At 66.8% G+C, this 11725-nt stretch carries 9 protein-coding genes and 4 tRNA genes; 2 read left to right on the top strand and 11 right to left on the bottom strand.

Annotation, left to right across the window (positions count from 1 at the left end; all coding sequences use genetic code 11):
• The 5 genes from BVG12_RS11590 to BVG12_RS11610 form a co-directional block, all read right to left on the bottom strand.
• Entirely contained in the window at positions 1–1611 is a 1611-nt protein-coding gene (locus tag BVG12_RS11590; protein ID WP_075792516.1) for a response regulator, read from the bottom strand.
• A gap of 241 nt (positions 1612–1852) precedes the next feature.
• Positions 1853–2185: an HNH endonuclease gene (locus BVG12_RS11595; protein WP_075792517.1), complete on the bottom strand. Its 333-nt coding sequence runs from the start codon at positions 2183–2185 to the stop codon at positions 1853–1855.
• A gap of 41 nt (positions 2186–2226) precedes the next feature.
• On the bottom strand, positions 2227–3321 hold the full coding sequence (locus BVG12_RS11600) for a tartrate dehydrogenase (protein WP_075792518.1): 1095 nt from the start codon (positions 3319–3321) through the stop codon (positions 2227–2229).
• A gap of 26 nt (positions 3322–3347) precedes the next feature.
• Positions 3348–4733, bottom strand: a complete 1386-nt coding sequence (locus BVG12_RS11605) for an MFS transporter (protein WP_075792519.1) — start codon at positions 4731–4733, stop codon at positions 3348–3350.
• 71 nt (positions 4734–4804) lie between these two features.
• Positions 4805–6022 carry a YeeE/YedE family protein gene (locus tag BVG12_RS11610; RefSeq protein WP_075792520.1) on the bottom strand — a complete coding sequence of 406 codons (1218 nt, stop codon included), beginning with the start codon at positions 6020–6022 and terminating at the stop codon, positions 4805–4807.
• Between the two features lie 164 nt (positions 6023–6186).
• Here BVG12_RS11610 and BVG12_RS11615 point away from each other — a divergent pair, with 164 nt between their 5' ends.
• A complete protein-coding gene (locus BVG12_RS11615) occupies positions 6187–7368 on the top strand; it encodes a GGDEF domain-containing protein (RefSeq protein WP_075792521.1) in 1182 nt (393 codons plus the stop codon).
• Positions 7369–7414: 46 nt separating this feature from the next.
• Here BVG12_RS11615 and BVG12_RS11620 read toward each other — a convergent pair.
• The 3 genes from BVG12_RS11620 to BVG12_RS11630 form a co-directional block, all read right to left on the bottom strand.
• Positions 7415–7490 (bottom strand) — tRNA-Asn (locus tag BVG12_RS11620).
• 22 nt (positions 7491–7512) lie between these two features.
• Positions 7513–8616, bottom strand: coding sequence for an acyl-CoA dehydrogenase family protein (locus BVG12_RS11625; protein ID WP_075792522.1), 1104 nt, complete (start codon positions 8614–8616; stop codon positions 7513–7515).
• A 54-nt stretch (positions 8617–8670) separates the two neighbouring features.
• Positions 8671–8746: transfer RNA gene (locus tag BVG12_RS11630), tRNA-Asn, on the bottom strand.
• Positions 8747–8859: 113 nt separating this feature from the next.
• On the opposite strand from BVG12_RS11630, the gene purT reads away from it, so the two are divergent.
• Positions 8860–10071, top strand: coding sequence for a formate-dependent phosphoribosylglycinamide formyltransferase (gene purT, locus BVG12_RS11635; protein ID WP_075792523.1), 1212 nt, complete (start codon positions 8860–8862; stop codon positions 10069–10071).
• 42 nt (positions 10072–10113) lie between these two features.
• Here the strand turns inward: purT and BVG12_RS11640 are convergent.
• The 3 genes from BVG12_RS11640 to BVG12_RS11650 all read right to left on the bottom strand — a co-directional run bounded on the left by BVG12_RS11640 (position 10114) and on the right by BVG12_RS11650 (position 11631).
• Positions 10114–10189: transfer RNA gene (locus BVG12_RS11640), tRNA-Asn, on the bottom strand.
• A 66-nt stretch (positions 10190–10255) separates the two neighbouring features.
• A tRNA-Asn gene (locus tag BVG12_RS11645) sits at positions 10256–10331 on the bottom strand.
• An 88-nt stretch (positions 10332–10419) separates the two neighbouring features.
• The gene (locus tag BVG12_RS11650; RefSeq protein ID WP_075792524.1) at positions 10420–11631 is read right to left on the bottom strand and encodes an amino acid aminotransferase; all 1212 of its coding nucleotides are present in this window, start codon (positions 11629–11631) and stop codon (positions 10420–10422) included.
• Positions 11632–11725: the final 94 nt, after the last annotated feature.

Below are 11725 nucleotides of genomic sequence, written 5' to 3' on the forward strand. Positions count from 1 at the left end.
CTAGATGGTGGCGGCCTGCCGCCGCCGCAGCAAATGCCGGATGCGCGCGCTGAGCGCATCCGGGTGATACGGCTTCTGCAGCAGATTCACGGACGCCTCGAGCTTCCCTTCGTGCGCCAGCACGCCCTCCGCGTAACCCGACGTGTACAGGATCTGCGCCTGCGGCAACCGTGCCCGCACCACTTCGCCCAGCTGCAGGCTGCTCACCGGCCCGGGCATGATCACGTCCGTGAACACGAGGTCGATGTGCTGTCCGCTCTCGACCAGCTCGACGGCTTTCGCCGCATCCGGCGCTTCCAGCACCCGATAGCCGAGCGCGGACAGGATGCCGCACGTCGTGCTGCGCACGTCTTCCTCGTCCTCGACGACGAGGATCGTCTCGACCCCGCCCAGCAGCGGCCCCGCGGACATCTGCTCCGCGCGCACGGGCTCGGCCTCGCTGCGCGGCAGGTAGATGCGCACGCTCGTACCCTTGCCCGGCTCGCTGCGCAGAACGATCTCGCCGCCGGATTGCTTGACGAACCCGTACGCCATCGACAACCCCAGGCCCGTCGCCTGCCCCGTCGGCTTGGTCGTGAAGAACGGTTCGAACGCGCGTTCCAGCACTTCGGGCGGCATGCCTTTGCCGGTGTCCTTCACTTCGATCAGCACATAATCGCCGAACGGCACTTCCGACGGCAACGGACCATCCGGCCCGACGTTGGCCGCGCGGATCGTCAGCGTGCCGCCGCCGGCCATCGCATCGCGCGCATTGATCGCAAGGTTCAGCAGCACATTGTTGAGCTGGTTGGGATCGACGAGCGTGCTGCCCAGGCCGGCCTCGATCTCGGTCACGACGCGCGCGCGCGGGCCGAGCACGCGGCGCATCATGTCGTCCATCTCGCGCAGCAGGTGCCCCGGATTGATCACGACCGCCTGCAACGGCTGGCGGCGCGCGAAGGCGAGCAGGTGCGACGACAGCTTGGCGCCCCGTTCGACGCCGGCCAGCGCCATGTCCACGCGCGCCCTGCCGGCATCGTTCAGATTGCCCACCAGCTTGAGCAGCTGGAGATTGCCGCCGATGATCTGCAAGACATTGTTGAAGTCGTGCGCGACGCCGCCCGTCAGCTGGCCGATCGCCTCCATCTTCTGCGCCTGGTGCAGCGCCGACTGGCTGGCGGCCAATTGCTCCTGGCTGTGGCGCAGCGACACGAACGCGGCATCGCGCTGGCGCCGCGCGATGCAGGCATCGCTGTGGTAGCGCACGCGGGCGACGAGCTCGCGCGGATCGGGCCACTTGACGAGGTAATCGTTGGCGCCGACGGCGAAGGCCTTCGCCTTGATTTCCGGATCTTCCTCGGACGACAGCATGACGACGGGAACGTATTCCGTGTCCTTGTCGGCACGCAGGCGACGCGTGACCTCGAACCCGTCGATCTCGGGCATGCGCAAATCGACGAGCACGACCGTCGCACCGACTTCCTTGGCCAGCTCGACCGCCATGCCGGGGTCACGGGCATAACGCAGCGCGTACGACGCGCACCCCTTCAGGCCGTGGGAAATGATGTCCTCGGCAAAGGGTTCATCGTCGATGAGGAGAACCGAGCAGGCGCTTGCGTCGTCTTGGTTCATTGCAGCTGCGGAGCGGTCGGCATTGAAAACAGGAACTAGAATTGCAAAAAAGTAAGCTTTGATTTTACACGAAGGGCGGCTGAGGTGTAATTCGATTCAATCGTGCGACGGTCGCGATATTGCTCAGATATCGCGGGCCTTGATGCTTAAAGTATCAACACGCGAACAAGGTCGCATGACATGGATGCCAAGCGTCCGCGTGGTCGTACGGGCGGCCCCGATTGGAACGCCGCAAGCGGGCTCAGTGACTCTTCTTTTTATTCGACGTAAACGTCCGCGCATAAAACCCCGGCGGCTTCTTCGCCACCCAGTCGATAAAGGCCCGGATATCGTCATCGCTCCGCAGCGCTTCCCACGTGTGATAGGCGCGCAGCAATTCGCGTTCCGAAAACGTCGCGTGGATCTTGCGATGGCAGATCTTGTGGATCGGGAATTGCTCCCTGCCCTTCAGCGACTTCGGGATCAGGTGATGGCGGTCGATGTTGACCGTGCCCAGCGGCCGGCCGCACAGCGGACAGGGATGGTCCGTCGCGGGCGGTGCGGGGAGGTCGGGGAAAGAGGAACGGCGCGCCATAATCCTGATATCGAGGCGGCCGCCGCCGTTTCAAAGTGCCTTCAGCCGCGCACGCGCGCCGCGATGGCGTCGCCGACCTCGACCGTCGTCGCCGCGCCGCCCAGGTCGCCCGTGCGCGGGCCGGTCCTCAGCACGTCCTCGATCGCGGCCACGATCGCGTCGTGCGCTTCGCCACAGCGCGGGTCGGCGTCCGGGCCGGCCGCGAGGAACGCCAGCATCATCGCGCCCGACCAGATCATCGCGATGGGGTTGGCGATGCCCTTGCCGGCGATGTCTGGCGCGGAGCCGTGCACGGGCTCGAACAGCGACGGGAACGTGCGGTCCGGGTTCAGGTTGCCGGACGGCGCCAGGCCGATCGTGCCCGTGCAGGCCGGGCCGAGGTCGGACAGGATGTCGCCGAACAGGTTCGATGCCACGACGACGTCGAAGCGGTCGGGCTGCAGCACGAAGCGGGCCGTCAGGATGTCGATGTGCTGCTTGTCGACCGTCACGTGCGGGTAGTCGGCGTGGATCGCGTCCGCGCGGCCGTCCCACCACGGCATGCTGATGGCGATGCCGTTCGACTTCGTCGCGACGGTGAGATGACGGCGGCGGCGCGCGCTGGCCAATTCGAACGCGTAGCGCAGCACGCGGTCGGTGCCGTGGCGCGTGAACACGGATTCCTGGATCACCATTTCGCGCTCCGTGCCCGCGAACATCACGCCGCCGAGGTTCGTGTACTCGCCTTCCGTGTTTTCGCGTACGACGAAGAAGTCGATGTCGCCCGGCTTGCGGCCGGCCAGCGGGCACGGCACGCCTTCGAACAGGCGCACCGGGCGCAGGTTGATGTACTGGTCGAATTCGCGCCGGAACTTGAGCAGCGAGCCCCACAGCGAGATGTGGTCCGGCACCAGCGCCGGCCAGCCGACGGCGCCGAAATAGATGGCGTCCATCGCGGCCAATTGTTCCTTCCAGTCCGGCGGCATCATCTCGCCGTGCTGGATGTACCAGTCGCAGCTGGCCCACGGAAAATGCGTGAAGTCCAGCTGCAGGCCGAAGCGTTCGGCCGCGGCCGCCAGTACTTTCAAACCCTCGGGCAGGACTTCCTTGCCGATGCCGTCGCCGGCAATCGCGGCGATCTTGAAACGTCGTGTCATGGGTAGTCTTTCTTGATGGGTACGACTCAAACGGCCGGCGCCGCGACGACGAGACGCGAAAAACTGGCCACGCTGGCCGCGAACGAGAACGCGGCGGCGATGCCGAGCGCGAACCACGGTCCGCGCACGTGGGAAATGGTAAGGCAGAACGCGACCAGGGCGGCGCCCGTTGCCTGCCCCGTCAGGCGCGCGGTCGCGACCATGCCGCTGGCGCTGCCGGCGCGCGATGCCGGCGCGCTGCCCATGATCGCCTTCACGTTGGGTGCCTGGAAGAAGCCGAAGCCGATGCCGCACACCGCCATGCGCCAGCCGATGGCGAGGGCGGACGGCGCCGCCGGCAGACTCATCATCGTGACCAGGCCCACCGCGAGGATCAGCAGACCGATGCCGCCCAGGAGGCCCGGCGAATAGCGGTCGCTCAAGCGCCCCGCCACGGGCGCCATCACGCCGACGAGCACGGGCCACGGCGTCATCAGGAAGCCCGTCTCGACGGGGGAACGGCCCAAGGTGGTCTCGAAAAAGAACGGCAGCGCGACGAACGCGAGCGCCTGCGCGGCGAAGGTGCAGACCGCGGTGATGGTCGACAGCGCGAACAAGGGCCGGCGGAACAGGTCGACGGGAAGCAACGGCGCCGGATGCCCGCGCTCGCGGCGCAGCAGCAGGCCGAAGAACACGAGCGCGATCAGCGCCTCGGGCAGCAACGTCTTCATACCCACGCGGTGCGCGGCATCGCCCAGCGCCAGCACGGCCATCGAAAAAGCGACGACGTTATAGATGCCCGCCAGGCCGTCGACGCGGTGGCTGGCGCGGCGCGTTTCCGGCAGTACCTTGCGCGCCATAAAAAAGGCGACGATGCCAGGCAACACGTTAATACCAAACAGCCATTGCCACGACGACGTGGCAAGGATGACGGAGGCAAGGCTCGGTCCGAGCGCGAAGCCGATCGCGACGACGAGCGCGTTGTTGCCGAAGCCGCGTCCCTGCAGCTTGGCCGGATACGTGGCACGCAGCAGCGCCGTGTTGACGCCCATGATGGCGCTGGCGCCGACGCCCTGGAACAGCCGCGCGACGATCAGCGCGGGCAGCGACCAGGCGAGCGCGCACGCGAGCGACGCCAGCGTGAACAAGGCCATCCCGGCGACGTAGACGCGGCGGTAGCCGATCGTTTCGCCCAGCGCCGCGATGGGCAGCAAGGTCGCGACCATGGCCAGCTGGTAGGCATTCACGATCCAGACCGAGTCGGCCGGCGTCGCGTGCAACTGTTGCGCCATCGCGGGCAGCGCGGTGTTGGCGATGGCGGTATCGAGCGACGACATGCCCACGCCGAGCGCGAGGGCGATGATGGCCAACGCGCGGGGTCCCGGCGGGAGGCCGTCCTGTTCGAGGGGTGTTGTATTGACTGTTGCTTGCATGCTCGATCCTGACGGCAAAGGATCGATTGTAGGCCGGTTGGCAGAAGCTTGCAGAACCGGCCCGCGAGCGGTCAGCAGCCGCTTGGTTTCACGCGTTCGACGTCGAGTCCGAACAGCGGCCGCAGGCGCGTGCCGAAGACATTGCCCGTGAACGCGGCCACGAGCCACAGCCAGCCGTGCAGGCTGCCCGACACGATGCCGCTGAAGTAGGCGCCGATATTGCAGCCGTAGGCGAGCCGCGCGCCATAGCCCAGCATCAGTCCGCCGACGACGGCCGCGATGAGCGAGCGCAGCGGCACGCGCCACACGGGCGCGTAACGGCCCGCGAGCGCCGCCGCGAGCATCGCGCCCAGCACGATGCCGATGTCCATCACGGACGTCACGTCGTGCGACACGGGCGCGGCCAGCGCGGCGGCATTGGCTTTCGTCGACCAGTACGTCCAGCTCGCCGTGTCGATGCCGATCACCTGCGCGGCCTTGGCGCCCCACAGCGCGAATGCCGACGTCACGCCCCACGGCCGGCCCGACAGCGCGAGCGTGGCAAAGTTCAGCACGACGAGCGCGATGGCGCCGGCCACCAGCGGCCACGGCCCGTGCAACCACGGCGACGCGTGCGCGGGCCGCAAGTCGGGCGCGACGAGACGGCCGTGGCGGCGCTTCTCGACGACCACGGTGATGCATGCGATCAGCGCGAACACGATCCAGTTGAGCAGCAGCGCCGGCGCGAGGCCCAGGGTCTTCACGAGCGAGATCGGCTTGAGCTGCGGCAGCGACGTCCAGAACGGCATGTGCGCGGTGGCGATGACGGACCCGGCAATGAACGCGAGCAAGGTCACGATCATGCGCGTGCTGCCGCCGCCGACGGTGTAGAGCGTGCCCGACGCGCAACCGCCGCCCAGCTGCATGCCGATGCCGAACATGAAGGCGCCGACGATCACGGACGTGCCCGCGGGCGACACGAGGCCCGTGACGGGATTGCCGAACAACGTGCCGGCCGACAGTGCCGGGAAAAACAAGGCGACACCGACGGCGAGCATGATCATCTGCGCGCGCAGGCCGGCGCCGCGCCCGTCGGCGATGAAGACGCGCCACGCGGACGTGAAGCCGAACGCGGCGTGGTACAGCGCCAGGCCGAGCAGCGCGCCCACGACGAACAGCGCGGCGTGTTTCGCATCGACGGTCTGCGCGAGATACCAGGCGCCGAGGATGATGAGCAAGAGCGAGACGCCGAGTGGTTTCGGGTTGATGGCCGCGCCGCGGGGGAATGTTGGAGAAACTGCAGTAGACATTGGAAAACGCTCTCGGGATAACGTAAGTCGTTATTTTCGCTCGTTTTTTTGTTTCCTGCTGGCGGCGGGTCGGACATGCCCTGAGACAATTGGTGATATTTAATCAAGGCGGCGCACCTATAATGTCGTGATCGAATTCAATTCACGGCGCTCGCGAAGACAACATGGATGCGTTCACACTCGTCGTGGTTTCCGCGCTCGCAAGCGTCGTCATGGCCGCCAGCATGGCCCTGCTGTACCGGGCCGCCCCGCACCAGACCTGCCTGCGCGACTGGGCGTTGACCGGGGTGTTTTTTACTTGCAATAGCGTTCTCGCCGCGTTCGCCTTCAAGTTCCATCTCGCGTCTTTCCTCGTTCCCGGCATCGCCAACGCCCTGTACGTCGCCGGCCATTTCGGCGTCCTCGCCGGCCTGCGCCGGCACCTCGGACTGGTGCCGGGCTGGCCGCTGATGGTGGCCGTCGTGCCGCTGGTGCTGGCATTGCACGCCGTGCCGGCGCTGCAGGCGTCCGTGGCGCACAGGTTGCTTGTGTTCACGCCGCTGATCGCCGCCATCAACCTCGGCGTCGGCCTGACGTTGCGCGGCCGCATCCGGCCCGACGAATGGCCGACCTACCTGCCGCTCGTCGCCATGGAATGCGTCTTCATGCTCCAGCAGAGCATGCGCACGATCTACCTGGTCGCGAGCAGGGACCATGCGTTGACCTTCATGGGCAGCCAGTTCTTCCAGACGTCCGGCTCGCTGTTCCTGCTCCTGTTCCTGTCGGTGATTCCGATGAGCTACGCCCTGATCGTCGCCCATCGGCAGGCGCAGGACTTGCGCCGCGCCTCGCTGACCGATACCCTCACCGGCTGGCTGAACCGCCGCGCATTGCAGAACACCGCCGATGTCGCATTCAGCCGCTGCCGGCGCGACGGATCGGGCATGTTCTTCATCATGTTCGACATCGACCATTTCAAGGCGATCAACGACCGCCACGGCCACGGCGTGGGCGATGCGGCGATCCGGCACGTGACGGACTGCGCGGGCGACGTCCTGCACGGGCATGACGCGCTGTTTCGCATCGGCGGCGAGGAATTCGCGGTGCTGCTGGCCGGCCAGCGGCTGCACGACGTGCGCGGCATCGCCGAGCGCCTGCGCGAACGCATCGCCGCCACCCCTTTGCGGACGGAGGGGCTCGTCGTGCCGATGACGGTCAGCGTCGGGGTGGCCGCGTACAGTCAGCATGACGAGCATTGGGAAGCCGTCCTGCGCCGCGCCGACGAGGCGTTGTACCGGGCGAAGGTGCACGGCCGCAATCGGGTCGACGTCTGCAACCGCGCCATGGCGGCGAACGTGGGCACATGACAAAAAGGCCGCGTACTGCGAAACAGTACGCGGCCTTTTCAGATTCTGGCTCCCCGACCTGGACTCGAACCAGGGACCTGCGGATTAACAGTCCGTCGCTCTACCGACTGAGCTATCAGGGAAAGGAGGCCGCATTATAGCGGCTCAGTTCTGAGGCAGCAAGAGCGCATGTTGCGACGCCGTGTGGAAGTCGCGCCAGACGCGGTTGATGTCGCTGTCCGCGCTTGCCGCGACGAGTCCGCAGTACGGGTACAGCGTGTCGACCGCGTACCGCGACGCCGCCACCCATTCCTGCGCGAGCGCCTGCATCCGCGCAGCCTGTGCGTCCGCAACCTCGCTGCCCGCGGCGACGTCGGCCCAGCAGGCATCGAGCAGCGCATAAAACCGGGTGCGCACGTCATCGAGGCGGCCACAGGCGCCGTCCAGCGCCGCGCGCACGGCCGGCGCCTCGATCAGCGGTTCGTTCCGCCCGCCGAACCGGTTGCGCCGGCGCGCGATGCAGCCGGCCGCGAGGTCGACGAAGTGCGACGCCATCCCGGCCACATTGGCCGCCAGCGTGACGAAGGCGAACGGCAGGAACGGGAAACGGTACAGCGGCCCCCGGGCGCGCGCCGCGGCCGGATCGATGACGAAGCCGTGGTCCGCGTGGACCCACGCGCCGCGGATGCGGTAGGCGTGCGAGGCGGTGGCGCGCAGGCCGATGCTGCGCCAGCGCGGCACGATCTCGACGATGTCCTTGGGGACGACGAACGCCTGCATGCGCGGCTGGCCGTCCGCACCCCGCAGCGGCTGGCCGTCCTCGCGCAGCCAGGCGTTGAACGTGAAGTGGGTCGCCATCGGCGCGCCGCTCGCGTAGTCCCATTCGCCTTCGATGCGCCAGCCGTCGCCCTCGCGGTCCGCGTGGCCGGTCGGGGCCCCGCTGCCGGCGAGGCAGGCGCGCGGCGTCGCGAGGATGTCGCGCGCCAGGTGCGGCGGCAGGAAGCCCGCGAACCAGCCGGCGCCGGCGCACAGGGTGACGGTCCAGCCGACGCTGCCGTCGACGCGCGCGATGGCCTCTTCCAGCCGCACGACGTCCGGCAGCGGGCGCTCTTCCCCGCCGACGGCGCGCGGCGCCAGCATGCGCAGCCAGCCGCGGCGGTGGATCAGGGCCTGGTGGACCGGATGCAGCCAGCCGTCCATGTCGGCGGAGGCGGCGTAGCGGGCGATACGGGCGGCGTCGCGCGCCGCGAGTGGAGAAAGGGTCGGCATCTGGATGCGGAAACGAAAAAGGCCGCGTATCGATAACGCGGCCTTTTGGAATTCTGGCTCCCCGACCTGGACTCGAACCAGGGACCTGCGGATTAACAGTCCGTCGCTCTACCGACTGAGCTATCAGGGAATTGAGGCAATATTATAGCAGGTATCCGGGAATTGACAAATATTGCCCGCGGCGTGCGTCCGGCGACGCTGTTTGCTATAGTCGCCCTCTTCCCGACCTGTCCCTCCTGATCAATGACCACTGTACGCACCCTCGGCACGCCCCTCTCCCCTTCCGCAACGAAAGTCATGCTGCTCGGCTCCGGCGAGCTCGGCAAGGAAGTCATCATCTCCCTGCAACGCCTCGGCGTCGAAGTGATCGCCGTCGACCGCTACCCGAACGCGCCGGGCCACCAGGTCGCGCACCGCGCGCACGTCATCGACATGACGGACGGCGACGCGCTGGCCGCGTTGATCGCGCGCGAGCAGCCGGACCTCGTCGTGCCCGAGATCGAGGCGATCGCCACCGCCAAGCTGGCCGAGCTGGAAGCGGCGGGCACCATCACCTGCATCCCGACCGCGCGCGCCGCGCAGCTGACGATGAACCGCGAAGGCATCCGCCGCCTCGCCGCCGAGGAACTGGGCCTCGCGACGTCGCCCTACCGCTTCGCGTCCAGCCTCGACGAGCTGAAAGCCGCGTGCGCCGAGATCGGCTTTCCGAACGTCGTGAAACCCGTGATGTCGTCGTCGGGCAAGGGCCAGTCGAAGCTGGACGGCGCGGACGACGTCGAGAACGCGTGGCACTACGCCGCGTCCGGCGGACGTGTGGATGCGGGCCGCGTGATCGTCGAGGGCTTCGTCGACTTCGATTACGAGATCACGCTGCTGACCGTGCGCGCGATCGGCGCGGACGGCGCCGTCGAGACGCAGTTCTGCGAACCGATCGGCCACAAGCAGGTGCATGGCGACTACGTCGAATCGTGGCAGCCGCAGCCGATGGCGCCGCTGGCGCTGCAGCGCGCGCAGGAGATCGCGGAGAAAGTGACCGCGAACCTGGGCGGCCAGGGCGTGTTCGGCGTCGAGCTGTTCGTCAAGGGCGACATGGTGTGGTTCTCGGAAGTGAGCCCGCGTCCGCACGACACGGGCATGGTGACGATGGCCACGCAGGTGCAGAGCGAATTCGAACTGCACGCGAAGGCCATCCTCGGCCTGCCCGTGAATACGGCGCTGCGCGCGCCGGGGGCGTCGGCCGTCATCTATGGCCAGCTCGAGGCAGCGGGCATCGCGTTCGAAGGCGTGGCCGACGCGTTGCGCGTGCCGGGCAGCTACATCCGCCTGTTCGGCAAGCCGGAGTCGTTCCCCCGCCGCCGCATGGGGGTGGCGCTGGCGACGGCGGATGACGTGGACACGGCGCGGGCGCGGGCGCTGGAGGCGGCGGGCAAAGTGAAGCCGGTCTCCGGGAAATAACGAAAAAGGGGCATCGATCGCTCGATGCCCCTTTTGAAATTCTGGCTCCCCGACCTGGACTCGAACCAGGGACCTGCGGATTAACAGTCCGTCGCTCTACCGACTGAGCTATCAGGGAATAGGTGTTCGTATTATAGCCGCTCACCAACGGCTTGCACAGGCTGGACGCTACCGTGCGGAAATCTGGCTCCCCGACCTGGACTCGAACCAGGGACCTGCGGATTAACAGTCCGTCGCTCTACCGACTGAGCTATCAGGGAATTGGTGGGGGCCTGAATAACCTGCTGCGCGACGGTTCTTCAGAGCCCCGATACGCTAACAATGATTGCTTAGCGGAAGGCCGCGATTTTAGAGAACTTTTGCGATGGCGTCAACGACGGTATCGATGTTCTTCGAGTTCAGCGCGGCCACGCAGATGCGGCCGGTGTCCACGGCGTAGATCGATTCGCCGCGCAGCTTCTCGACCTGCTCCTTGGTCAGGCCCGAGTACGAGAACATGCCGACCTGCTGGCGCACGAACGAGAAATCCGTGCCCGGGGCTTTTTCGGCCAGCTTTTTCACCAGCTCGTCGCGCATCTGCTTGATGCGGACGCGCATCGCGGCCAGTTCGTCTTCCCACAGCTGGCGCAGCTCCGGGGTCGACAGGACGGTCGCGACGACCTTGCCGCCGTGCGTCGGCGGGTTCGAGTAGTTGGTGCGGACGATGCGCTTCAGCTGCGACAGCAGGCGGGCGGCTTCTTCCGTGGTCGACGCGACGACGGACAGCGCGCCCACGCGCTCGCCGTACAGCGAGAACGACTTCGAGAACGAGTTCGAGATCAGCAGCGGACCGGCCGTTTCGGTGAAGCGGCGGACGACGGCGCCGTCTTCGGCGATGCCGTCACCGAAGCCCTGGTAGGCCATGTCGAGGAACGGGATCAGGTTGTTGTCGCGCACGACCTGGATCACCTGGCCCCACTGGTCGGCGTTCAGCTCGGCGCCGGTCGGGTTGTGGCAGCAGGCGTGCAGCAGGACGATGGCGCCTTCCGGCATCGCCTTCAGGTCGGCCAGCATGCCTGCGAAATTGACGCCCTTGGTGGCCGGGTCGTAGTAGGCATATGTGTTGACGGTGAAGCCGGCGCTTTCGAACAGGGCGCGGTGGTTTTCCCAGCTCGGGTCGCTGATGTAGACTTGCGAATCCGGCGAGAAGCGCTTCAGGAAGTCGGCGCCGATTTTCAGCGCGCCGGTACCGCCCAGGGCTTGCACCGTGACGGCACGTTTCTCTTGAATTACCGCGCTGTCGGCACCAAATACGAGTTCTTGCACAGCCTTGTCGTACGCACCCAGGCCCTCGATCGGCAGATAGGTACGCGGCGTCGGTTGTTCCATCAACATCGCTTCCGCTTTGCGTACGCAATTCAGCAGCGGCACTTTCCCGTTGTCATCGTAGTACACGCCCACGCCCAGATTGATCTTGGCGGGGTTGGTGTCTGCATTGAAGGCTTCGGTGATGCCGAGGATGGGATCGCGCGGGGCCATGGCGATGGCGCTGAAGATGCTGGCAGGAGCTGGGGAATTCATCGTGATAAACTTGGTTTGTCGGCTGGGTTTCGCAGCGGTTGTATAGACAGCGACCTCGATAAATGCTTGGTCGCAGGCGGATTCTCATTCTAGC

The sequence above is a fragment of the Massilia putida genome, from assembly GCF_001941825.1.
Taxonomy (GTDB): domain Bacteria; phylum Pseudomonadota; class Gammaproteobacteria; order Burkholderiales; family Burkholderiaceae_D; genus Telluria; species Telluria putida.